Here is a 24,853-nt window from a genome sequence, read left to right on the forward strand (position 1 = left end):
ATCATTTGATGACAGTTGTTTGAATGTTTAGAAGTTGTACATAACTCCAAGGTTGATAGAATCACCTCTAGGTCCATCGATAGTTGAGTGTTCATATTCCACTACAAGATTGTATGTGTGATCGAGTTCATACTCTACACCTGCACCAAGAACAGCACCGTCAGAGCTATTGTCAATGTTTAAGTCACTGATTTTTTCTTTTTCATACTCGTATCCAGCTTTTGCAAAAAGTTTTGTGTTGTGGATAATCTCATAAGAGTAAACCAAATCAAGTGCATGTGTCATATAACTTGCATTAAATGTATTTATATCCTCTTTTACATCATTCGTTGCATAAGAAAAATCATATTCCAAAGCAAATCCATGCTCTAGTCTGTAACCAAGATCAATTCCAAATCCATAATTGCCGTCACCTTTTAAAATAACATCTTCATGTTTTACATCATCACCAAGAATATATATACCTTTAACTACAACATAATAAGAACTCTCTTTTTCTACTTCAGTTTCATAAGCAGAAAGCTGTGTACCTAACCCAAGCAGTGCCAAAGTTAACAAGATTTTTTTTATCATTTGATTCCTTTAAAAATAGATTGCGCTATGATATACTTTTATAACTTAATGGTAAAATAAAGTTTACTTTTTTAAATAAATATTTTTTAGGTAGGGGAAAATTGTAATGGCAAAAATAGTTTTAGATGTCAATGATGAAAACTTAGGAACCGTGATTTCAATATTGAACAACTTAAAAGAGGGACTCATTACAAGTATAGATATCAATACAAGGCTGAAAGACTCTACAGAAAGAAAAGTACAAAAACATACAAGATACCAACCAAAGACGGACAGGGTCATTTATGAAGAAGAACAGGCTTCACTCAAGAGTATGGGAAAGTACCTTGATCCTGCAGAGTTTAAAAAAAGGTTGAGAAAAAGATGAACAAAAATCCGGCAATAGCACTGATGCAGATAGAAACAGCACTCAACCACCTGCAAAATACCATGGTAGATGAAGATGGAAACCTTACATGGGATGAGACTTTCTTCAAACTTTATGAGGAGCTTTTACAAAAGCTTCATGAGACAAAAGAGATAGCACAGACACTGCAAAAGAGAGAAACGGCTAAAAACGAATAGCTTCAAGAGATAAGTACTTTATGAAATTTTAGCTATAATCCTTTTTATTAAATATTTTTCACAAGAGGTAAGATTATGGAGTGCGAATTTCCGACAGTAAATTCAAATATGGATGAGATTAAAGAGATTTTTGACAGTGTAAAAACTATTGCAGTATTGGGACTTTCTCCTGATGAGAGTAAAGCAAGTCACAGAGTTGCAAAATATTTGCAAGAGCATGGATACAAGATAGTACCGGTATATCCAAAAGGTGAGACAATTTTAGGTGAAAAAGTTTATATTTCATTAGCTGAGATCCCTTTTGAAGTAGATATGGTAAATATCTTTAGAAAGCCTGCCGCTCTTGATGCTGTAGCAGATGCCTGTATTGAACGTGGTGATATAAAAGTCTTCTGGGCACAGCAGGGGATAGTAAATAATGAAGCAGCGCAAAAAGCGCAAGATGCAGGTATGAAAGTTGTCCAAAATCAGTGTGCTATGGTTGACCATAGAAACATTTATGCATAGGTTATTTAGTTGTTACATTTAGAAAAAATCCAAGAAGCCAAAAAACGAATCGAAGGGGTTGTAGCCCAGACACCTCTTGCTTATGCTCCTTATTTTTCAGAAATAACAGGTATAAATATCTATCTTAAAAAAGAGAACCTGCAAATTACCGGTGCATTTAAAATCCGTGGAGCATACAATAAAATTGCCTCTCTCACGCAAGAAGAACGTGAATATGGTGTAGTGGCTGCAAGTGCAGGTAATCATGCGCAAGGAGTTGCACTTTCAGCAAACCTTTTTGATATCAAAGCCGTTATCATCATGCCGGAGTCAACACCGCTTACCAAGATAAATGGTGTGAAGCATTATGGTGCCGAGGTCATTCTTGCCGGTAGTAATTATGATGAAGCGTATGAATATGCGTTGCAATATGGTAAAGAGAACAATCTTACTTTTGTCCACCCTTTTGAAGATGAAGATGTTATCGCAGGACAGGGAACAATCGGACTTGAGATACTGGATAAATGCCAAGAACTTGATGCTGTTATTGTACCTATTGGTGGAGGTGGATTGATTGCAGGTATATCTACCGCAATTAAAGAGACAAACCCAGATGTGAAAGTAATAGGTGTGAGTGCAAGCGGTGCACCTGCTTTTAAAGAGTCATATGAAAATAAAAAACCGATTGATTCAACAAGTGTAAGAACAATTGCTGATGGAATTGCTGTACGTGATACATCGCCTATAACGCTTGAGTATGCACTTAAAAATGTTGATAAAGTACTCAGTGTTGATGATGAAGAGATCGCAAGTGCTATTTTGTATCTTTTAGAGAAACAAAAACTTGTCGTTGAGGGTGCTGGTGCTGTTGGCGTGGCTGCACTGCTTCATCATAAACTCGATGAGCTCAAAGGAAAAAATGTAGCTGTAGTACTCAGTGGTGGAAACATGGATGTAACACTGCTCTCTGTTATCATTGAAAAGGGTCTTTTAAAATCGCATCGTAAAATGAAAGTTACAGTAACGCTTGTTGATAAACCTGGATCACTGATGCGTTTTACAGAGATACTTCAAGAGCTCAATGCAAATATCGTTCATATTGCTTATGACAGAACATCTACATCACTCGATTATGGTGATGCAAACGTAACGGTACATATGGAGACAAAAGGTAAAGAGCATCAAGATGAGATTCACGCAGCTCTCAAAAAAGAGGGTTATTTAAGGGATTGAGTCTATTATGGAAATAGTACAGAGTAAGAGTGTTGTAAAACCGGTTATATTGATGAAAATTCTTGATGACAATACTCTTTTGGTTGTTGATGCAGAGACGGCTGTGCGTTATTTTAATAAAGAGAACCTTGAACTACAAAACGGCTTTAAAGTTGGGGTTACGTACAAACGCTATAAAACCCCTGTAGTTGCTTTTTCGAATGATGGTAACTACTTTGCTCTTTTGTCCTTAGATCTCAAAGAGTCAAGATTATTTAGCACACAGACAAAGAAGATGATAACAAAAGTGGACCGTCACCATGGTGAAGTCTCTTGTGTCGCTATTGATCCGCTTTCTCGCTATATGTTTTCATGTGGAGATGACGGAAAAAGTTTTGCTTTTGATATAGAGAGTGGCAAACTTGTTTTTACACTGCCTCCTCACGCAGATACTATCAATGATATAGCATTTTCAGGTAATGGAAACTGGGTTGCAACTGCTAGTTATGACAGAAAAATCTCTCTTTTTTCTCTTGTAACCATGACGCCAAAAAATAAGTTGAAATCACATTCTGCACCTGTTATGCATTTGAAGTTTTTCCATAGAAACAAATTGATAAGTATTGATAAAAAATCATCTGCAATTATCTGGAATATTTACAGTGGAAAAGTACTGAATCGTCTGCAGGGAATTCATGACGAAGTGACAGCCTTGGTTCTCGATGGAGAAGAAAGGTTCCTGTTTTTAGGAACACAGCTTGGCTATATCATTGTTTTTGATCTGAAAACCTATAAACTTATTTCTGCAAAATATATTAAGATAACTTCACCGGTAACAAGTTTGGCATTTGATAAGGATAATGATTTTCTAATCATCGGGACGGCAGATGGTTTTGTAATCTACTATGATATTTTTGAGGGAACTGATACTTTAAAAAAGTTACTTCAGGAAAAAGAGTTTGGATTGGTTCAAAAAGTCATTGATATCAATCCTCTTTTAGTCTATACACAGATATATTCACTGATTGCAAATTTTTGGGAAAACTCTTTACAAAAGGCAAAAATTGCACTGCAAAAAGGTGACAGAGCAAAAGCGATGCTTATTTTTGGGCAGTTTAAACATATGCCAAGCAAAAATAAAATCATTCAAAAGCTCATTCGAGACTATACAGACTTTCCGAAGTTTGTTCAGTTTGCAAAAGAAGGCAAGCTTGCTCTTGCTTACGGACTTGCGAACAGATTTCCTGTCTATAAGGAGTCTGCAACATATAAAGCGCTTGAAAAGCGATGGAAAAAAGCATTTTTTCAAGCACAACAATATGTACTTGATCCAAAGACAGCACCGCTTGCAAAAGAGATATTGGCACCATATCGAGGTATGAGTGAAAAAACAAAATTTATTCAAGAAGTACTCAGTAAGGCTGAAATCTACAAGCGTTTTCGTAATGCGATTTCAAAAAAAGAGTTTACAATCTGTTCAGAACTTATAAAACAGAACCCTTTTTTGCGAGAGTTGCCGGAGTATGAGAGTTTAATGAAGTATGCTGATGGTCTGTATATAAAGTCACAAAAGTTTATGCAAGAAGGGGAGCTTCATTCTGCTATTAAGATACTGCGTATACTCCAGGATTTTGAAGGCTTTAAAGATGAAGCACGTAATTTTATGATAGATCTTGAATCAAAAGCAAAGTTTTTCAATGCTGTACGTGACAATGATATGGAGACAGCGTATGATATGATGGCAGTTTCTGAAGATCTGATGCAGACAAAAGATGGCGTAAAACTGCAACAGATGTGGAATAAAGATCTGCATACGGCAAATGCAGCTGCTGCATTTGGCAATATTAACGGAGTAAAAGCAGTGATGCAGAAATATATGAGAACAAGTTCGAAGTATGCAGCACTTGCGACTGTTTTTGCTTTTGCATATATGGTGCAGCTTGAAGATGCCTTGCAGCGTGGAGTAGAGCGTCCAAAGATAGAAAACAGTATCAAAAACTATGTAGTGAACTTTGGTGTTTCAGAACAAATAGAGGCATTTTTCAATCTTTTTCAAGATATGTACCCTGAGACTAAATTGAACCTTGAATTCTTGAAAAAAGGTTCGTTTACAATGTGGCGACCATCAATGATAGTCGATTCAATCTTAGATTAGCTTTTTGTCTCGAAATTACATCCCCTTTTAACCTCTAATATAGTTATTTTTTAATATAATGAGCAAATTTTTAATATATAAACAATTAGAGGAGACTTTTCATGCAAATTAGTGGCGCACAGATGGTCATTGAAGCACTTATTGCAGAAGGTGTAGACACAGTTTTTGGCTACCCTGGTGGAGCAATAATGAATGTCTATGATGAGATATACAAACAAGACAAATTCCAACACATTTTAAATCGTCACGAGCAAGCAGCAGTCCACGCAGCAGAAGGATATGCAAAAGCAAGTGGCAAAGTAGGTGTTGCAATGATTACCTCTGGTCCTGGTTTTACAAATGCGGTCACTGGTTTGGCAGATGCTTATATGGATTCTATTCCTTTAGTTGTTATCTCTGGTCAGGTACCTATGAGCCTTATCGGTACAGATGCATTCCAAGAGATTGATGCAGTAGGGATTTCACGCTCTTGTACAAAGCACAACTATCTTGTAACTGATGCAGCAGACCTTCCACGCATACTTAAAGAGGCATTTTATATTGCATCTTCTGGGCGTCCGGGTCCTGTTCATGTTGATATCCCTAAAGATGTGACAGCACAGATCGCAGAGTTTAATTATGATATCGATCTCAATCTTGAGACATATAAGCCTCATGTCAAAGGAAATCCTCGTCAGATTAAAAAAGCGATGGAAGCAATCGCTAAAGCGAAGCGCCCGCTTTTTTATCTAGGTGGTGGTATTATCAATGCAAATGCAGCATATGATGTAAGAGATTTTGTTCATAAAACCGGTATTCCTGCTGTTGAGACATTTATGGCACGTGGAACGCTTGCACATGATGATGATCTACTTATTGGAATGCTTGGAATGCATGGGTCTTACGCTGCGAATATGGCAATGAGTGAAACAGATCTGATCATTGCTCTTGGTGCACGTTTTGATGACCGTGTAACAGGGAAGCTTTCTGAATTTGCAAAGAATGCAGAAGTTATTCATGTAGATATTGACCCTGCTTCTATCTCTAAGCTTGTTAATGCAGACTTTCCAATCGTTGGAGATGTTAAAAACGTTGTTTTAGAGATGCTTGAGCAAGTTGATAAAATCGATGCTGAGAGATATGAGTCATGGAGAGAAACTATCAATAACTTTGATGAGCTGCATCCACTTACATATCACGAGGACAGTGAGAGACTTAAACCGCAGTGGGTAATTGAGCGAGTTGGTGAGCTTCTTGGTGATGATGCAAATATCTCTACAGATGTTGGACAGCACCAGATGTGGACAGCACAGTTCTATCCATTTAGCAGACCGCGTCAATTTATAAGTTCAGGTGGACTTGGTACTATGGGGTTTGGTTTTCCTGCAGCACTTGGTGTACGTGCGGCTTCTCCAGATAAGATAAGTATAAACTTTACGGGTGATGGCTCAATACTAATGAACTGTCAAGAGTTAATGACAGCAGTTGAGAAAAAACTGCCGGTTATCAACATCATCTTAAATAATAACTTCCTTGGAATGGTACGTCAGTGGCAGACACTCTTTTATGACAAACGTCACTCTGAGACAGATTTAAGCGTACAGCCAGACTTTGTAAAACTCTCAGAAGCATTCGGTGGAATAGGATACAGAGTCCGTACAAAAGAGGAGTTTGATGCAGCACTCAAAGATGCTGTGGAAAAGGGTGTTGTTGCTTTTATTGAAGTTTTAGTTGAGAGATTTGAAAATGTTATGCCGATGGTCCCAGCAGGTGGAAGCCTCTTTAACATGATGCTATTAGAGAAAAAGGAGAGTAAATAATGAGTGAGAATGCAAGAAGAGTAATCTCAGTTATCGTAGTAAATGAAGCAAGTGTTTTGTCTCGTGTTACAGACCTTTTTTCTGGGCGTGGTTATAACATTACATCACTCACAGTTGCACCGATCCCAGATTCAAAATACTCTCGTTTGACGATTGTAACATCAGGGTCTGTGCGTGTAATGGAGCAAATCACGAAGCAACTGCATAAACTCATCCCTGTACTTCGTGTTTATGAACATGAAGATATGGTAGAAAAAGAGATGGCAATGGTTAAGTTTCCTATCACAGAGAATTTAAGCGATATTAATGCTATCAGTGAAGCATACAACGGTAAAATCGTCAATGTCGGTGACAATATCGTTATCGCAATGGTTGCAGATGAGCCAAAACGTGTTGATAATTACCTCAATGCCATCAAACGATACAATCCAAAAGAGATTGTACGAAGCGGTGCTGTAGCACTCGAGAGATAGCATTATGAAGCTAAGTGAAATTGCAAAGATAGTCGGTGCAGAGTTTCATGGTGATGATAAAGAAATCCTTTCCTTAAATACCCTTAAAGATGCAAATGAGAGTGAGCTCTCATTTGTAGCAAATCCCAAATATGTAAAAGAGATTCCAACATCTAAAGCAGGTGCTATTTTAGTAACAGAAGCTACAAGAGAGTATGTCCCTATGCATTCAGTGGCACTTGTCGTTGAAGATACATACTGGCAGATGGCAACACTTTCAAAGTATTTTGCACCACCTTTAGAAGATAGTGATGCTCCCAAAGCTCTTGTTGGAGAGGGCAGCAGTGTTGCTCCTACAGCTACACTTGCACCCGGTGCGAAGATAGGGAAAAACACAACTATTATGGCAGGTGTCTATGTCGGTTCAAGTACTGAAGTAGGGGACAATACTATACTTTATCCGAATGTTGTCATTTACCGTGACTGTAAGGTTGGAAATGATTGTATCATTCATGCCGGAACAGTAGTTGGAAGTGATGGTTTTGGTTTTGCTTCTAACAGACTCGGAGAGCATAAAAAGATATACCATATAGGTAATGTTGTTATTGAAGATGATGTGGAAATTGGTTCAAACACGTCAATAGACAGAGCAGTATTTGGCTCTACACTTATAGAAAAAGGTGCACGTCTGGACAACTTGATTCAAATAGCACATAATTGTGTCTTTGGAAAAGGAAGTGTTGCAGCTGCACAATCAGGTTTTGCAGGTTCAACAATCATTGGCCAAAACAATGTGTTTGGTGCACAGTCAGGTGCAGCAGGACACTTGGAGATCGCACCTTTTAATACTTTTGCAGCACGTAGTGGTGTAACAAAAAGTGTAAAAGAGAGTGGAAAAACATTTGCAGGCTTCCCATTTATGGAACACAAAGCATGGCTTAAAATTCAGGGAAAACTTGCTAGACTTATCAAATAAAATATAAGGAGTTTTTATGAGTAAGACAATTGCACTTAGTGGAACACAAAATGGCGTTATCTCTGTAACAAAACTAGAGAATCCGTATGGAGAGGGAAGTGGTACAGTGGCAAGTATCGGAATCTCTTTAAGTGGAGATGCTAATAATCCGGAGTGGAAGGTACATATTCCACTTGAAAACTTAGATGAAGTGATAAAAGCACTTCAGGAGCTAAAGTAGGTTGAAAAACCTACTTTGTTTTGAACTCCTGGACGAATTCATCAATTCTTTTGATTCCTTCACGAATCGTTGCAATACCTGTTGCAAATGAAAATCTAAAATAACCTTCACTACCAAAACCAACACCTGGAACAACTGCTACACCTTTACTTTTTAGAAGTTCTTGTGAGAATGTAAGTGAATCGTTGCTGATTTCTTTGATATTTACAAAAAGATAAAAAGCACCATCAGGTTTAAGTACGCTAAGACCATCTACTTCATTGAAAAGTTTTACAGCTTCATCGCGACGCTTTACAAACTCTTTTTTCATCATAGCGATATCATCATCCGCACTACCGTCAAGTCCAGAAATCGCAGCATACTGTGTGATGGAATTGATATTCGATGTACTTTGAGACTGAAGCTTTTTTGTTGCTTTGATAAGTTCTGTGTCATATGCAGCCATATAACCAAATCTCCATCCTGTCATAGCAACAGATTTAGAGAGGCCGTTAATCGTAATCGTACGTTTAAACATATCTTCACTGATAGATGCAGTAGAAACAAATTCACCATCATATGTAAGCTTTTCATACATCTCATCACTTGCAATAAGAATATTTGTTCCTTTAAGCACTTCACCAAGCGCTGTGAGCTCTTCTTTAGAGTAAACTGCTCCTGTTGGATTTGAAGGTGTTGTCAAGATAAGCATCTTTGTTTTTGGAGTGATAGCACTTTTAAGCTGCTCTGGAGTGATTTTGAATCCACTTGAGTCATCTGTTGCTATTGTTACAGGTTTACCACCACAGTACTTTACAAGTTCAGGGTAAGTAACCCAGTATGGTGCAGGGATGATAACTTCGTCTCCATCTTCAATAGTTGCAGAAAAAAGATTAAAAAGTGAATGTTTTGCACCATTGTTTACGATGATTTGGTTTGGTGCATATTCTAAACTGTTATCACATTTGAGTTTTTTAGCAATAGCCTCTTTAAGAGTTGGAATACCATCCACTGCGGTATATTTTGTAAAACCACTGTTAATAGCAGCAATAGCTGCATCTTTAATAACCTGTGGTGTGTCAAAATCAGGCTCACCGGCAGAAAAACTGAGAATATCTTTTCCTTCAGCTTTTAACTCTTGTGCAAGCGTAGATACCGCGATAGTAATCGATTCAGATAGTGTATTAATGCGTTTTGTAAGCATAAAAACCCTTTAGGTGAAATATTGAAGAAATTATACTAAAAATATGATGTAGTTAAGTTGAGAAGAGGAAAAACTTTTTAATTTTTCATTGATTTGATGAAAGATTCATAGATATGTTCAAGTTCTAAGTCTTGTTCAAGAACCTCTCTGTTGTCTTTTACGAGTATATGCTCTAAGACAGCAACTCTTTTTAAAAGGTACTCAAACATCTCTTTATTGATATCTGGAAGCATATTGTGCATAAACGGATCCTTACATCTTCCTTTTTCAATCACATGGGCAGGAATACCGATGGCTGTTGAACAATCAGGTACAGGTTTAACAACAACAGAGTTTGCACCGATTTTCGCATGCTCACCTATCTCAATGTTTCCAAGTACTTTTGCACCGGCACCAATAACTACACCTTGTTTGATAGTCGGGTGTCTTTTACCGTGTGTCAGTGAAACACCACCAAGTGTCACACCTTGATAGATAATGACATCATCTTCGATAACAGCAGTTTCACCAATGACAACACCGGTTCCATGATCAATAAATACACGTTTTCCAATTTTAGCGGCAGGGTGGATATCTATGTTTGTTAAAATCTGCGTGATTCCCATAAGGATTCTAGCCAAACGTTTAAAGTTCGCATTGTAGAGTCTGTGTGCAACTCTATGCCATGCTACAGCCCATACACCAGGGTAGTTAAACAGGAAATCCAATCTTGAGTTTAAAGCTGGATCATTCTTATATGCATTTGAAAAATCTTCTTTAATCTCTGTAAAAATTCCCATAAAATTCCTTAGTTTGTAGTTCTTAGATATCCATTTTGATAGATAAAAGTTTCTAGCTTTGTAAGTGTATCACTTTTTTCTTTTTCTGTGATAAAGTCACTTGCTGTTAGGTCACTTTTAATTTTTTTTAAGATTTCTTCTTCATCATAACCGATAGATGTAAGAATATCAAGTATGCTTTTTGACTCTACACAATTTTCTATCGTATAACCAGTGTCATTTATGGTAATAGTATATTCACTAGGATGGGTAAAAAGATTATGCTGCATGCCTAAAGTCTCTTGATAGGCACCAATATTAAAAAAAGCCAGAAAATACTCCTCTTCATCAAGATTAATATCGTGCAGGTAGAGAGGTTTGTTCGGGTTAAAACCAATCTCTCCATCACTGTCGCAGGTAATATCCCATAAAGAAGCTGCTCGAAGAGGGTCAGCATTAAGATGATGAATGGGCATAATAGGAAAGTGTTGCTGGAGTCCCCAGTAATCTGGCAGGCTTTGAAAAACCGATGCATTGATAAGGTAACGTTCTTGAAGATTGACTTGAAGCTGTTTGAGTTCATCTGTTTTGTATGATGCTGTAAGGTAGAGTGATTTTTTAATGATATTGTGCACCAAAATTTCAGCATTTGATCGGTCTTGCAGGTCAATATAACCTAGATCAAAAAGTGTTAAAAGAGATTCTATATGATCCAGTGCATCATGGAGGTACTCAATACAGTTTTTAGTGTTCAGCAGTCGATTGAGCTCACGCAACTCCTCAATAAGCGGAGGATTGTTCTCTTTAAACTTTAAAAGCTTTTCATGATAGTCTTGTGTAAAAAGCTCTAAGACAGGGGTGATAAGTACTGCGTGAGAAGCAACGATAAATCTACCTGATTCGGTAAAAATATTTGGGTGTTCAACCCCTTTTGCATCCATGATCTCCCCAAGGAGAAAAACAACTGAGCTTGAGAACTCTTCAATGGAGTAGTTATGACTCTTTGCGTGAGAGTGCTGGTCATACTCAACGGCAAGTCCACCACCGATATTGATGTTTTGAAGTGCATCTGCTCCCATCTTCTTTAACTCGGCATAGAAGTTCCCAGCCTCACGCAAAGCTCTTTTAATAGGAGCGATATCAACCATTTGTGAACCGATATGAAAATGAATCATGCTTAAATTTTCAAGTAGGTTCGCAGCTTTTAAAAGTGTTATTGCTTCTAAAATTTCTGTTGAAGTGAGTCCAAATTTTGCATCCATTCCACCACTTTTTGCCCAGACACCGCTTCCTGTAGAATGCAGCCTCACGCGAATACCTATATGTGGTACTTTTAGATTCGATTCTTGAGCTACTTCGATAATAGTTTCTAACTCTCCAAGTCCTTCAATGGTCAAGGTAATATTATGTCCGCTTTGTGCTGCAATAAAGCCAAGTGTAATCATCTCTTTGTCTTTAAAACCGTTTACTGTAATATTTGCACCTTTTGGTGTCTTTGCCATAGCAAGAATAAGCTCAGCTTTACTACCGGCTTCAAGACCATAGTTATACTCTTTTCCTTCATTGACAACAGCATGGACTGCGTGAGGAAACTGATTTACTTTTAGAGGAAAAACAGCATTGAAACTACCTTGATAGTTGTTTTCTTTTATAGCACTGTCAAAGTGGGAATAAAGACTGCGTATCTGTTTTTTTATCAAATGTGGAAATCGAAGCAGTAAAGGACCACGTGTACCTTCTTCTCTGATCGATTTTGTTATTTCAAAAAGTGAGGGCATTGATTTGTAATTGAGTCGGACCTCACCTTCTTCGATAATAAAGTTTTTATTTGCCCATATATCTAAACCAAAGTTCTTCAAAATCTTTACCTATACATGTAGTTTATGATGAAAGTACTGATCAATATCAAAATAGATTTCGCCATTTCTATTTTTGAATGTCAGACGTTTTTTATTGAGATCTTTCAAATGTTTTATACCCATAACAGCCAGTACTACTTTCATACTCTTAATAAGATTTTTATGATAGTTTCCAATCTCACGCCCCTCTTTTACAACAAGATATGAAGCCCGTTTTTTCTCATCTTGCGTTGCCATACCAACAGGACAGACGTGTGGGCCAAAACCAGAACACATACGGGCCCTGATACAACCACCACTCATCATAAATCCACGAGCTATTCCAATGGCATCTGCCCCCATACATAGGGTAATAATAGCATCATCTGGTGTAAGAATTTTACCACTGGCAATGATTTTAATCTCTTGACGGAGATTGTATTGTTTTAAAATAGTATCTAAGATGTAGAGTGCATTGTTTGTTGTTAGTCCAACAGACTCCATGAGTTCTAGTGGAGCAGTTGCACTTCCACCTTCACCACTGTCTACGGTAATAAAGTCAGGAATTGTTTTACCGGCCTCTTTATGTTTTTGTATTGCACGTGCCAATTCTTCAACAGAAGCTGCATCAGAGATAACAATTTTAAAGCCTACCGGTTTTTTTGAGATCTTTTGTAATCTTGAAATAAAGTCTAAAAGCTGTTCTGTTGTGTCTGCATAGGGAAACCTGTTTGGTGAGAAGATATCTTTGCCCTCTGGTACTCCCCGATAATAAGCGATGTCAGCAGTAACTTTTTTCCCTGCAAGTTTTCCACCGATCTGTTTTGCACCTTGGGCAATCTTTATTTCTGTCATACGGCAGAACTTCATCACTTTTTGGTATTTTTCGTCATCAAAATTACCATCTTTATCTCGAACACCGTAAAGATCTGAACTCATCTGAAAAATCATATTTGGTATCTCTTGTGGTACCTCTTTTGGAAATGCTTCCAGTGGTGCATCCCAGTTTACACGAAAAAGTACATGTGAAGTAGTATCATAGATGTAGGTGTTTTGTGTTTTTTTATTCAGAAGTGCATTTCGATACCATTTAAGTGCTATTTTTCTGTTAAAGAAAAAATCACCCATTTTAAAAAAAAATTCTGCATAGGGTGTACTTTTGACTATCTCAAGATATTTATCTTTTTCTGGATTGGGCTTGAGTGTAAAGAGGTGGTTGGATGTCAAAGAGCCTTCGCCGATGTTTATAGTAAGGTTTGAATCTCGCCCTGCAATACTGAAAGCACGAACAGCTTCAGGAGAGAGTGCACCATCACTCATAGCAGAACGGATAATAGGGGTGGGTGAGATGAAAGGATGCTCTCTGTTTTGACCGAATACAACACTTGTATCATCACTTACTTCACCTTCATTTAAAACACTTGAAGCATGCTTAATAATAAATCGTGAACCGGAAAATGGTTGATTTACTGAAAAAGATTGATAGTTTGGTCTATCTTTAGCAGCTTTGTAGACCCAGTCAACTTTGTCTTTTGATTCATAAAAAGTCTCTTCTGCAAAGTACTGGCGCAGTGGCTCACGCAGTGCTTCAAAAAAATAGCGAAAACGCCCAATTACCGGGTAGTTAATTAAAAGTGCGTGTTTTCTTTGTACATATTTGTCATAAAAGTATAAAACAGTGACAACAACTAGTAGTCCTAAGATGAAAAATTCTAAAAATTCTAGAAAAAGGTGCCAAAGAGTATCTACATAGTTGTCTGCTGCAATCATTATAAATCTTCTATATTTAGAGCTTGTTCTGTTTTATTTTCTAAGTCTTTTACCCAAATTGTGCCATTTTCAAGTTCATTTGAACCGATTACACAGCAGTATCGGGCATTAACTTTGTCTGCAGATTTAAGATGGTTTTTGAGATTTCTTGCACGATAATCACAGCTCGCTTTATCTGTTTTTCTTTTTTTCTGTGTGAGTGAAATGATAAGTTCAACGGCTTCATCATCCATAGCACCAAGAAAATAGCCTTCACGTGAGCCCTCAGGCATTTCAATAAGCTCTAACAGACGCTCGATTCCCATAGCAAAACCGACAGCAGGAGTAGGGCGTCCATCTAAAAATTCTACAAGGCGATCGTAGCGTCCGCCACCGGCAATTGCACTCTGACTTCCGATGTTGTCACTGACAAACTCAAAAGCAGTCTTTGAGTAGTAGTCAAGCCCACGCACGAGATTTGTATCTATCTCATACGCGATGTTGTTTGCATCCAAAATAGTTTTGAGTTTGTTAAAATCACTTTCACAGCTCTCACAGAGTGAACTCATGAGTTTTGGAGCAGTCTCATATAGAAATTGACACTTTTCATTTTTACAATCAAGCACGCGGATAGGGTTTGTTGACTTTCTTCTTTGACAATCTTCACAGATATCACGCTCAACACTCTCTATAAAACTGACTAGATTGTCACGATAAGGAGGCATACACTCTTTACACCCAAGAGAGTTAAGCTGTAAGCGGTATCCAATGCCAAGTTCACCTAAAATATCTGCAACCATCATAATCATAATAGCATCTTCATAAACACTCTCAACCCCAAAGCTCTCTACACCAAACTGATGAAATTCACGCAGACGACCTTTTTGTGGCCGCTCATAACGAAACATAGGTCCATGATAGAAAAAGCGGTGCGTTCCGCCTGCACGGTCAAGCTTATTTTGAATAAAGGCACGTACCACACCTGCAGTACCCTCTGGGCGAAGACAGACATCATTACCGCCTTTGTCCTCGAACTGATACATCTCTTTACCGACAATATCACTCGACTCTCCGACTGAACGCTTAAAGAGGGCAGTCTCTTCCAAAAGAGGTGTTTCAATATAATGAAATCCATATCTAAGGGCTACTTTTGTAGCAGTGTCTATAAAATATGTAAATCTCTGGGACTCCTCTTTACTGAGAATATCATTCATCCCTCTGAGTGATTTAATCATCTGTTTCCTTTGAAAATTGTAATGTAATCTTAGTAGTACAATAATATCATTTTTTCTCTTGTAAGGAGTTTAGGAGTTGATATTATTTAATATCTCTTTTGTTATATCTTCTATTTTTTTTGTAGCATCAATCTCTACAAGCTCGATATCAAGGAGTTTAGCAGCCTCTATAATAGCATCTTGAATAGCTAAAAGGTACTCACTGCCACGTAGTTCAATTCCATCAAGCTCTTTTTGTGAGAGACGGTACTCTAGCTCTTCTTTTGTCAGTTTGAGCAGAAATACTTTTTGCGGATAGATGCCATCTGTTGCAAATCTATTAAAATGCACTAGGGCAGTTTCACCAATTTCACCTTGCGTGAGAGCATAGGCAACACCACTGACAGCTGAACGATCAGAGATAATCATCTTGTCAAGATTTGGTTTTATGACCTCTTTTATGTGCTCAGCACGGTCTGCCAAAAAAAGTAAAAACTCTGCTTTTTTGCTTTGTGCTTTTGCACTGAGAACCAAAGAACGGATTTGGGCTCCAATGGCAGTTCCACCTGGCTCTTTTGTAATGATAGCATCAGGGTAGGCATTTTGAAGCGCTGCTATCTGTGTACTCTTGCCGGCAGTATCTATTCCTTCTATTGCAATGTACATGAATTCATACTCCCTATGATTAGTTGTACCTCACGTGGCAAAAGATGTTCTGTTTTGCCATTGAACTTTAGAAGGTTTCTTACTATGGAAGAGCTGATAAAAGCATGGTTGAGCTTTGGCATCAGATATACTGTCTCAATGCTCTCATCAAGAGAGTTGTTCAGATAACCAAGTTGCAGCTCATACTCAAAATCACTGACTGCTCGAAGCCCGCGTATAAGCACACCTGCATCGTGCTCATGTGCAAGTTCAACTGTAAGATTGTCAAATCCAACAACACGAACGCCATCTATCTCTTTGACAGCTACATTTGCCATATGAATACGCTCTTCAAGCGTAAACATCGGTTTTTTATCTTTTGACTCTGCAACAGCGACGATAACCTCATCAAAAAGATTACGGGCACGTTCAATAATGTCAAAATGACCGTTTGTAATAGGGTCAAATGTACCTGGATAGAGGGCAATTTTACGATCGCTCATTTAGTTCCACCTTTTATATAAATCATTTTCAATATCAAGTAAGTCAAACCATTTTCCTATGATGAAGTTTTCCATCTCGTCAAGTTTTTGCTGCTCTGAATAGTAAGCCATAACAGGAGGTGCTATGATGACACCTAAAGAGGCCAATTTATGCATATTTTCTAAAGCTATAGCTGAAAATGGCATCTCACGTGGAGCAAGTATGAGCTTTTTGTGCTCTTTTAACATAACTGCAGCTGCACGAGTGACCAGATTATCTGCTATACCACAGGCAATTTTTGCCAAAGTATTCATAGAACAGGGTGCAACAAGCATCGCTTCCACACCAAAAGATCCAGATGCTATTGAGGCAGAAATATCTTCATTTTTGTGTGTTATAACATTTTGCATCTCTTTTTGCAGCACGACTTCTGAGTGCTCAGACATTATAAAGTGCTTTTCAATCTCTTCTGGTAGTAGAGAGAGAGCCTTTAACCCAAGGTTTACTCCACTTGCACCACTTGTTGCAATAATTATTTTTCTTTTTTTCATCTAACTTCTGCTCTGTTTTTACCTATGACTCTCACATGGATTTTTTTCTTGTTTTGATTTACTACAGTGATAGTGTCTCCATATCGACCACTTTGCAATGCCTTTGCACCAAAAGTGATATAGACACCTTCATCTTGAAGATAAACATTGACATGCGAGCCTCTTTTGATTAAAAAAAGTCCGACTACATCTCTTTGTGTAAGCAGTGAGAACTTTTTAAGTCTGTGTTTTGCTTCATAGCGTGCTCTTGGTAGATCCATAAGAGGCATAGCTCTAAATTTTTCCAGTATTATACTCTTTTTTTTACAATTTAACTCTGATAACTCTTCGCCTTTTTCTATCTTCTTTTTTGTTTCATAAACATTTAATCTTGCGTACATATTATAGTTGAAAAAGATTTTTTTATTGTCCGGTGTTTTGATATATAAAACGCCTTTGCGTGAGAGATAGGCATTTCTTGAAAAGCCTACTTTATACTCTTTTGGTAGGTGTGTCATATATTTACTTGGAAGCAGGTCCACTTTTTCTATCTTTATATCTTTGTACTTTTCTTGGTAATACTCAATGAGACTATTTTTTATTTTATCTGTATTTATAGGGCTTTTTTGACTGAATTGCACATAGGCATGTTTTGCTTGAAAGTTTTTGTAACCATACTCTTTAAGTAATCTCAGAAGTTCTTTGCTTTTTACTCGTTTGGAGTGTCTTGATGGAGATATTTGAAATAAGCGTGCATCTTCTTTTGGACTGTTTACAATATCTGAGAGCATTATATCTTTACCTGTTACACTGTATTCATGTTGCAGTTCTTGATTTGCTTGCAGTGTTAAAAACAGCAGTGAAAGAATAAAGAGTGCTTTTGTGAAAATATGCATATTTCAACCCTTGTTTGTGCGGATTTTAGCATGAAAATACTTAATCTTAACGATATGCTAATATTAAACAAGTAATATAACACAACTATATTTCCTTTTAAAGGATCAACAGAGAATGAATAAAAAACTTTTTTTACCTCTTTTTGTTTACGCATCTTTGCATGCTATGAGTCTGGATGAGACAATTCAAAAAGCACTACAGCATAACAACTCTCTAAAGAAAATATCTTTAGAAGTTGAACAGTCAAAAGCCAACAGAGCATCTAAAAAAGCACAGAACTTTGGTCGTATTAATCTGATTGCTAATTATGATCACTATAACAATTCACGAACACTTGCACCACTTACACCTATGGATATTGTTAGTGGAGTGGATGGTGCATATAAGATTCCAACAACGAATGATTTGACAACTGCAGGAATTGCTTACAATGTAGTACTTTTTAATGGTTTTGCACAACAGAACTCTTATAAAATATCAGATATTTTATATAAAAATTCTATTATAAAATCAAAGCTTGGACATGAAGAGTTGATTTATAATGTGAGAACACTTTATCTCTCTTTACTCGCATTAGATGAACAACTTCAAGCGCAAGAGTCATACACAGCATCACAGTTTCAACTCTATGAAAAGATTGCAGCAGCCTATAAACTGGGAAGTAAGTCAAAACTTGATACATTAAAAGCAAAGAACTCCTATAAAGCAAGTCGTTCCAATGAAGATAAAATCCGCTCAAATATTGAGATACTGCGAGCTACACTCACGACACTTATCGGTGGAGAAGAGTTTGCAAATGAGGAGCCTCTCAATATAAATATCGAATATAAAGAAGATGCTGCGCCAAGTAGTATAGAAAATCTCAGCAGATACAGACTCTATGCACTTAAGAGTGATCTAGCAGCAAAAAAGGTCGAGAGTGCTTATGCAAGTTACTATCCAAAAATTGATTTTAGTTCTTACTATGGGTACAGCATGGGACCTAATGCAACGACAAACACCTCTCCCTTAACCAATACGACATATATCAACAAGGGTGACTTTAACAATGAGACAATCTGGCAGGTAGGATTGCACTTGAAATGGAATCTTTATGATTTTGGCTCGAAATCATCTCAGGTTCAAAAAGAGAAACTCGCACTTATGAGCACTAGACTTGAAGAAGAAGATATCAAGCTTGAAATCGATAAAAATCTAAAAGTAGCACGTAGTAAACTGACCCTTGCAAAGTCAGAGTACAATGCTGCACTTTCACAATATGAACTCCTGCATGAGATTGCAAAAGTTGAAGCAGTTAAGTATGAAAACAGTGCTGTGACATTGACAGATCTGCTTGATTCACGAGCAAAAGCTGAACTTGCCTATGCCAAAATGATTAACGCAAAGTATGAGTTTCAAAAAGCAAAATATTACATAGATTATCTGTTAGAAAGAGGAGAAAAGAAGTAGATGAAAAAGATTATAGCATTAGTTATTGTTGCAGTTGTTGTTGTGGGTGCAGGGATTTTTCTAAAAAAACAAAAAGATGCTGTTGCGCATTTGCAAACACCTAAAATGTATACACACAATGTAGATGTAGTGCATGCGCAGAATAAAAGAGTAGAAGAGAGTAGAGTATTTCTAGCAGAGATTGTAGCAACTAACAGTGCCTACATTGCATCAAAGTTCAGCGCAAATATCAAAAAGATCTATGTCAATGAGAATGATGTAGTCAAAAAAGGTGCACTGCTTATCGCACTTGATGATTCAGAGATAAAAGCGACATTGGCATCTCTGCGTCAGCAAAAAGTAGCTCTTGAAGCAGATTTAGACAATGCTAAAAATATCTTAGAGAGAAACAAAAAGCTCTTTGCAATTGCTGCAATATCGCAAGAAGCATATGATACATCCAATGTTGTTTATAAAAACAAGCTTTCAGCTTTAAAATCAGTCGATGAAAAGATAAAACAGACAAAATCACAACTCAAATACCTCAATATTCGAGCTCCTTTTAACGGTAGAGTCGGTTCAAAACTTGCAAATGATGGCTCTTTGGCACTTCCTGGAAAAGCACTTTTAACACTTAATTCTGATGACCAGAAATTACTCTTCTCTTTCGTAGATACAACAAAGCCTATCTTAGAGGGGCAAAAAGTTTATTTGAACAACAAGCTTATAGGAAAAGTTACAAAACGATATGATGATGCAAAGAATGCACTTTTGGTCGCAGAAGTGAAGCCTTTTAAAGCATTGCCGTATGCAAACAAATCTTTCAAAACGATTTCAGTTGTTGTTGACAGTGCTGAGGGCTGTACACTGCCACTTAATGCTCTCCTTCATAAAACAGACGGTGTGTATGCAATGCTCTATAAAGATAAAAAGTTCACTGCAAAAAAAGTAGATGTGTTACTTCAAAATGACCGTGAAGCAATTATATCCGAGTGTATTGAAGAGCCGGTTGCTACTGCATCAGAAGCAAAACTCTCTTTACTTCCAAGCTATGGTCAAGTAGTTGTAAATGAGGACAGATAAAAAATGAAAAAAAGATCTTCCATTGTCGATGTACTCTTACATCGACCTTATTTTATATTCTCTTTTTTAACACTTTTTCTCTTTTTGGGTGTTGTCGGATATCAAAAGATAGACAGAAAACTTTTTCCTGATTCAAACTACCCGACAGTTGCTGTTGTTATTGTAGAACCGGGTGCATCTGCAAAAAGTATTGCTACAAATGTCAGTATTCCTGTTGAAGAAGAACTCTATACGCTTGATAAGGTTCGTCGTGTATACTCAACTACGATTGATGAAGTGAGTGTTATCAGTGCCGAGTTTGAATATGCAAAAGGAATTGATGCCGCGACGAGTGATGTCAGTAATGCACTTGATAAGATAAAGTCAGAGCTGCCAGATTCTATTTTAGCTCCTAAAATTATTCAGATAACAGCAGCGACTGCTCCAATAATTACCTATGCAGTACGTTCCAAAGATGGCTCAATTCCATTAGAGGACATCAGACAGCTTGCAAAAACCGATATAAAACACCATATAATCAAGCTAAAGGGAATCGCAGATGTAGATGTTTTTGGTGGTTATGAAAAAGAGATTCAGGTTATCGTTGATAAAGACAAACTCGACAGATACAATCTTGATATTACGCGTGTTATCGCAGCACTTCGTGCAAATGATGATGATTTTGCGATAGGTTTTATTACAAGTCAAAAGAGTAGATATCTTTTAAAATCAAAAGGTAAAAGGGATAAAATCAATACTCTTAAGGGTATAGGAATCAATAAAGATATTACACTTGGTGATATTGCAAAAATCTATTTTGGGCACTATGAAAACTCTGCTGAGTATTTTGGTAATGGTAAGCAAGCTATTGCTATTGCTGTGCAGCGTGCAGAAAATGCAGATGTAATTAAAAGTATTGAATTGGTAGAAAAAGAGATAGAAGAACTGAAAAACAAGTATAAAAATATCTCTTTTGAAGTTACCGATACACAAAAAGATACTATTGTGCAAAGTACAACGAATATGTTTGAATCACTTCGTGATGCTATTGTGATGTCAACGATAGTTGTCTTTTTCTTTCTTGCCAGCTTTAGACAGGTTCTTGTTGTTCTTGTAACGATTCCTCTTGTGTATGCAACAACGATTGCCTTGATGTGGATAGTTGGAATCGAGTTTAATGTTGTAACATTGACAGCTATTATCTTAGCCCTTGGACTGTTACTTGATGATGCAGTTGTTGTTATGGAGAATATTGAGAGGCATTACCGAGAGCTCCATGATGAGATACATGAAGCAGTATACAGTGGGACAAAAGAGATAATGTTTGCGGACCTCTCTGGAACCATTACTACGATGATAGCGCTCTCACCAATGCTTTTTGTTGGTGGCTATCCACAAACGGTTTTTCAACCGCTTGTTGGAACGCTGCTTTTGGCACTTGCAGCTTCTTATGCTATCTCCATTACAGCAGTACCACTTCTTTCATTGAAGATTTTAACTCTCAAGCATCCTCTTATTATGAAAAGTGAAGCCTTTTTTGAAAAGATTACAGGAAGTTTTTCAAGAGGCATTTCGTCTTTCTTCTCTGGGGCTGTAAAAGCTGCAATAAATAACAAAGGTGTGGCAACAGGATATATCATTGCTTTACTTCTCTTATTTATAACAAGTGTAAAGGGTGTTATGCCGACCGTTGGACAGGAGCTGATGCCTCCAATGGATACGGGTGCGACTAAGATATCTATTACGGTCGATCCAAATCTACCGATTGAAGCAAGTCAGAAAATTGTAAAACAGGCAAATGAGATTATAAAAAAACAGGGTGAACTTCTGTATCTCTCGAGTGCTATCGGTAGTGAAGCAGGGGTACTTAGCATCGGTAGTGGAAGTGGGATTGACCATATTGCCATCACTGCAACCTATGTTGACAGATATCATAGAAAAGAGAGTATCTGGGAGATAGAGAGAAAACTGCGCAATGAGCTTAATAAGATAAAAAATGTCTATAGTGTTGATGTTGTTGATTATGGTGCAACAGCACTTGCAAGTATTCGTGCAAATCTTGATGTGACACTCTACAGTGCAGATCTGCAAAAACTGCAAATTGCTGGAGATATGGTAGAAAAAGCTATGAAAAAGACGGGTGGCATAGTGTCTATTTCAAAAACATGGGCCAATAATAAAAAGGTTTTTGAGATAGAGGTAGATGATAAAAAAGCAGCTCTTTACGGGCTTACAAATGCTGAGATATCAAAACAGCTTCAAATATTTACAAGAGGAGCAAAAGCAGCATCTTTTTATCTGCAAAACAGTGTAGATTTTGGAATCCGGGTATGGAGTGAGGAGTCAAAAAGAGACTCACTAGAAGATATTAACTCCTTTTTGCTTACTACTCCAAAAGGTAAAATACCTTTGATCGCAGTAGCAAATGTAAAACAAATTTCAGAACCGTCACTCATTACGCGGGAAGGATTACAATACACACTCAATGTTTATGGTTTTAGAGAAAAGGCAGCAATATCACATATAATGAGTAATTTTGATGCAGCATTTAAAGGGACACAACTTCCTGAAGGTGTTACAATGGAGCAAACAGGAGATATCAAACAGTTTAAAAGTTCTGCTGGGCGTATGGTTGGTGCTATTGGTTTTGCCGTTGTACTCATCTTTTTTACGCTTATTGCACTTTTTAACTCAATCAAAATATCATTAATGATTATTGTATCCATTCCATTAACGATAATCGGAGCTTCTTGGATGATGCTTGGTATGCATTATCACACTTCAATGCCTGCTATGATGGGGTTTATATTACTTTCTGGAATTATTGTAAACAATGCTATCTTGCTTATTCATTTTGCATTAGAGAAGATGCAAGAGGGTAAAACAAAAGCAGAAGCAATGCTTGAGAGTATTAAAATCAGAACAAGACCTGTTCTTATGACTGCGTTTGCAACATCTGCAGGTATGCTCCCTGTTGCAATGGGCTCAGCTATTGGACTCGAGCGTCTTGCACCGCTTGGGACTGTTGCAATCGGTGGTCTGATTGTTGGAACATTTTTAACACTGCTTTTTATTCCATTGATATTTATCTGGAGTGTTAAAGAAAATGATGCAAAAGATATGTAAAAGGATTTTTTGAGTTAAGTGGTACCAGCGGGGGGACTTGAACCCCCACAGCCGAAGCCAACGGATTTTGAATCCGTCGTGTCTACCATTCCACCACGCTGGCATAGTTGTTGGAGTTGAAATAATAGTCATATCTTACTTAAAAGTAAATAACTTTTTGCCGATTTGGCTCTAAATGGAACTTTAATTGCTATAATTTAGTCAATAGAAGAATATACTGTTTATATTTTAAAAATGGAGGCCTTGATATGCGTGTTACTATGAGTATGTACTATGACAGCATTTATGGATCAAATAACTCAAAACTCAACAAAGAACTTTTTGATGTTAACAAGCAAATTGCCTCAGGTCTTAAAATCCAATATGCAAAAGATGGTGTAAGAACTTTTACGGAAACGATGCGACTTGATAATGAAGTGACAGTTTTAGACCAAATAAAACAAAGTACAGAGAGTGGTTATAAAGTAGCAAATCAAACAGATGAAATCATGAATGAGTTTAATACTTCACTCAATAGAATGAGAACACTTTTGGTACAAGCAGCCAATGATACAAATGATGATACATCTTTGGATTCCATTGCTGATGAACTACGAGGAATTGAGAAAAACTTAAAAGGTTTGGCAAATACTTCTATTAATGGTCAATTTCTTTTTTCTGGTTCAGCAGTAGATACAAAACCTATTGCTGATGATGGAACGTATCAAGGAAATGATGATGCTATGAATTCTTTTGTCGGCTCGAACAATTTACAACAATACAATCTTAGTGGTTCTGATCTGTTTCTTGGTGAGGAAGTTTTAAGAAACCGAGAAGTAACTTCGAATGTAGTCCATGGAAATCTACTTGTTTCAGGTGAGCCACTCTCTTCTTCAAGTACCCTGCGTGAGCTAATGGGAGACAAAGACAATAACCCGGCAACTGTAAATACGGACTATTTTTATCTACGTGGTACTAAAAGTGATGGGACTGCTATCAAAGAAAAGATTGTTTTAAATGATACAGCAACAATAGATACATTGCTAAACAGAATAGGAACAGCATATGGGAATACTGGTACTGTTGATGTTGTTGATGTAAGCATGAACAGCAATGGACAAATTGTTGTAAAAGACAAGATAAAAGGCTCTTCAAAACTTGACTTTCATCTTGTCGGTGCCGTTGATTACAGTGGTGCTGGTACAGCAAATGTCAATGATATTGATAATTTAGATGCTGGAGAGACAGTTTATCCTCCTACAGGTGATTTGTATGTAAAAGAGTTTATGCAATCAGGTTTAACTCCTGCAAATGGTGCTGCAACTAATATACAGGGCTTGTTATATGATAGAACAGAGTTTTCAAAAGATGGGTTTTATCTCGCTTCAAGTACAGCACAAGTTGTAAAAAGTAACAATGCTTTTGCTTCTCCATCAACAAAGATTTCAGAAGTGGCAGACCTCACGCAAGGCAATCCAGGTACACTGGACGGTTCATCACTCAGTCTTGTGGGAATAGATGTCA

Annotated in this window: 23 protein-coding genes and 1 tRNA gene; 13 read left to right on the forward strand and 11 right to left on the reverse strand. The window is 37.3% G+C overall.

Features of this window, described 5'->3' with window-relative positions:
* Nucleotides 1-27 precede the first annotated feature (27 nt).
* Nucleotides 28-573 (reverse strand): porin family protein, encoded by a 546-nt coding sequence (locus ES948_RS09500; RefSeq protein WP_152184710.1) that lies wholly within the window; start codon nucleotides 571-573, stop codon nucleotides 28-30.
* A gap of 106 nt (nucleotides 574-679) precedes the next feature.
* Between ES948_RS09500 and ES948_RS09505 the strand changes: the two genes are divergently transcribed.
* From ES948_RS09505 to ES948_RS09545, 9 genes are all read left to right on the forward strand, one after another.
* Nucleotides 680-940: a hypothetical protein gene (locus ES948_RS09505; RefSeq protein ID WP_152184711.1), complete on the forward strand. Its 261-nt coding sequence runs from the start codon at nucleotides 680-682 to the stop codon at nucleotides 938-940.
* The gene (locus tag ES948_RS09510; protein WP_152184712.1) at nucleotides 937-1,137 is read left to right on the forward strand and encodes a hypothetical protein; all 201 of its coding nucleotides are present in this window, start codon (nucleotides 937-939) and stop codon (nucleotides 1,135-1,137) included. Before ES948_RS09505 ends, ES948_RS09510 begins: the two co-directional genes overlap by 4 nt.
* A 75-nt stretch (nucleotides 1,138-1,212) precedes the next feature.
* Entirely contained in the window at nucleotides 1,213-1,644 is a 432-nt protein-coding gene (locus tag ES948_RS09515; protein WP_152184713.1) for a CoA-binding protein, read from the forward strand.
* Nucleotides 1,645-1,653: 9 nt separating this feature from the next.
* Entirely contained in the window at nucleotides 1,654-2,856 is a 1,203-nt protein-coding gene (ilvA, locus tag ES948_RS09520; RefSeq protein WP_152184714.1) for a threonine ammonia-lyase, read from the forward strand.
* 7 nt (nucleotides 2,857-2,863) lie between these two features.
* On the forward strand, nucleotides 2,864-4,990 hold the full coding sequence (locus tag ES948_RS09525) for a WD40 repeat domain-containing protein (RefSeq protein ID WP_152184715.1): 2,127 nt from the start codon (nucleotides 2,864-2,866) through the stop codon (nucleotides 4,988-4,990).
* 101 nt (nucleotides 4,991-5,091) lie between these two features.
* Nucleotides 5,092-6,789 (forward strand): acetolactate synthase large subunit, encoded by a 1,698-nt coding sequence (locus ES948_RS09530; RefSeq protein ID WP_152184716.1) that lies wholly within the window; start codon nucleotides 5,092-5,094, stop codon nucleotides 6,787-6,789.
* Entirely contained in the window at nucleotides 6,789-7,262 is a 474-nt protein-coding gene (ilvN, locus tag ES948_RS09535) for an acetolactate synthase small subunit (RefSeq protein WP_188109502.1), read from the forward strand. Before ES948_RS09530 ends, ilvN begins: the two co-directional genes overlap by 1 nt.
* Nucleotides 7,263-7,266: 4 nt before the next feature.
* Nucleotides 7,267-8,217, forward strand: coding sequence for a UDP-3-O-(3-hydroxymyristoyl)glucosamine N-acyltransferase (gene lpxD / locus ES948_RS09540; protein ID WP_152184718.1), 951 nt, complete (start codon nucleotides 7,267-7,269; stop codon nucleotides 8,215-8,217).
* Nucleotides 8,218-8,233: 16 nt separating this feature from the next.
* Complete coding sequence (locus ES948_RS09545; RefSeq protein ID WP_152184719.1) at nucleotides 8,234-8,437, forward strand: hypothetical protein; 204 nt, start codon at nucleotides 8,234-8,236, stop codon at nucleotides 8,435-8,437.
* A 10-nt stretch (nucleotides 8,438-8,447) separates the two neighbouring features.
* Here the strand turns inward: ES948_RS09545 and ES948_RS09550 are convergent, their stop codons facing one another.
* The 9 genes from ES948_RS09550 to flgA all read right to left on the reverse strand — a co-directional run bounded on the left by ES948_RS09550 (nucleotide 8,448) and on the right by flgA (nucleotide 17,733).
* A complete protein-coding gene (locus tag ES948_RS09550) occupies nucleotides 8,448-9,620 on the reverse strand; it encodes a pyridoxal phosphate-dependent aminotransferase (RefSeq protein WP_152184720.1) in 1,173 nt (390 codons plus the stop codon).
* Between the two features lie 77 nt (nucleotides 9,621-9,697).
* Nucleotides 9,698-10,399, reverse strand: a complete 702-nt coding sequence (gene cysE, locus ES948_RS09555; protein ID WP_152184721.1) for a serine O-acetyltransferase — start codon at nucleotides 10,397-10,399, stop codon at nucleotides 9,698-9,700.
* A gap of 8 nt (nucleotides 10,400-10,407) precedes the next feature.
* Nucleotides 10,408-12,237 (reverse strand): biosynthetic arginine decarboxylase, encoded by a 1,830-nt coding sequence (speA, locus tag ES948_RS09560; RefSeq protein WP_152184722.1) that lies wholly within the window; start codon nucleotides 12,235-12,237, stop codon nucleotides 10,408-10,410.
* A gap of 9 nt (nucleotides 12,238-12,246) precedes the next feature.
* The gene (locus tag ES948_RS09565) at nucleotides 12,247-13,986 is read right to left on the reverse strand and encodes an FMN-binding glutamate synthase family protein (protein ID WP_152184723.1); all 1,740 of its coding nucleotides are present in this window, start codon (nucleotides 13,984-13,986) and stop codon (nucleotides 12,247-12,249) included.
* Nucleotides 13,986-15,200 (reverse strand): histidine--tRNA ligase, encoded by a 1,215-nt coding sequence (hisS, locus tag ES948_RS09570; RefSeq protein WP_152184724.1) that lies wholly within the window; start codon nucleotides 15,198-15,200, stop codon nucleotides 13,986-13,988. Before hisS ends, ES948_RS09565 begins: the two co-directional genes overlap by 1 nt.
* 69 nt (nucleotides 15,201-15,269) lie before the next feature.
* Nucleotides 15,270-15,845: a dTMP kinase gene (gene tmk / locus ES948_RS09575; protein WP_152184725.1), complete on the reverse strand. Its 576-nt coding sequence runs from the start codon at nucleotides 15,843-15,845 to the stop codon at nucleotides 15,270-15,272.
* Entirely contained in the window at nucleotides 15,830-16,327 is a 498-nt protein-coding gene (gene coaD, locus ES948_RS09580) for a pantetheine-phosphate adenylyltransferase (RefSeq protein WP_152184726.1), read from the reverse strand. The genes tmk and coaD overlap by 16 nt, the downstream gene beginning before the upstream one ends.
* Nucleotides 16,328-16,858 carry a UbiX family flavin prenyltransferase gene (locus tag ES948_RS09585; protein WP_152184727.1) on the reverse strand — a complete coding sequence of 177 codons (531 nt, stop codon included), beginning with the start codon at nucleotides 16,856-16,858 and terminating at the stop codon, nucleotides 16,328-16,330.
* Complete coding sequence (flgA, locus tag ES948_RS09590) at nucleotides 16,855-17,733, reverse strand: flagellar basal body P-ring formation chaperone FlgA (protein ID WP_152184728.1); 879 nt, start codon at nucleotides 17,731-17,733, stop codon at nucleotides 16,855-16,857. Before flgA ends, ES948_RS09585 begins: the two co-directional genes overlap by 4 nt.
* Nucleotides 17,734-17,848: 115 nt before the next feature.
* Between flgA and ES948_RS09595 the strand changes: the two genes are divergently transcribed.
* Genes ES948_RS09595 through ES948_RS09605 form a run of 3 tightly spaced genes read left to right on the forward strand, consistent with a single transcriptional unit; the run spans nucleotide 17,849 to nucleotide 23,350 of the window.
* Nucleotides 17,849-19,183, forward strand: coding sequence for a TolC family protein (locus ES948_RS09595; protein ID WP_152184729.1), 1,335 nt, complete (start codon nucleotides 17,849-17,851; stop codon nucleotides 19,181-19,183).
* On the forward strand, nucleotides 19,184-20,245 hold the full coding sequence (locus ES948_RS09600) for an efflux RND transporter periplasmic adaptor subunit (protein WP_152184730.1): 1,062 nt from the start codon (nucleotides 19,184-19,186) through the stop codon (nucleotides 20,243-20,245).
* Between the two features lie 3 nt (nucleotides 20,246-20,248).
* Nucleotides 20,249-23,350: an efflux RND transporter permease subunit gene (locus ES948_RS09605; RefSeq protein ID WP_152184731.1), complete on the forward strand. Its 3,102-nt coding sequence runs from the start codon at nucleotides 20,249-20,251 to the stop codon at nucleotides 23,348-23,350.
* Between the two features lie 19 nt (nucleotides 23,351-23,369).
* Here ES948_RS09605 and ES948_RS09610 read toward each other — a convergent pair.
* Nucleotides 23,370-23,453: transfer RNA gene (locus ES948_RS09610), tRNA-Leu, on the reverse strand.
* 145 nt (nucleotides 23,454-23,598) lie between these two features.
* Between ES948_RS09610 and ES948_RS09615 the strand changes: the two genes are divergently transcribed.
* Nucleotides 23,599-24,853 (forward strand): flagellin N-terminal helical domain-containing protein (locus tag ES948_RS09615; RefSeq protein WP_484600305.1); only part of this gene is annotated, 1,255 nt, incomplete at its 3' end.

It is taken from the genome of Sulfurimonas indica, assembly GCF_009192995.1.
GTDB lineage: Bacteria > Campylobacterota > Campylobacteria > Campylobacterales > Sulfurimonadaceae > Sulfurimonas > Sulfurimonas indica.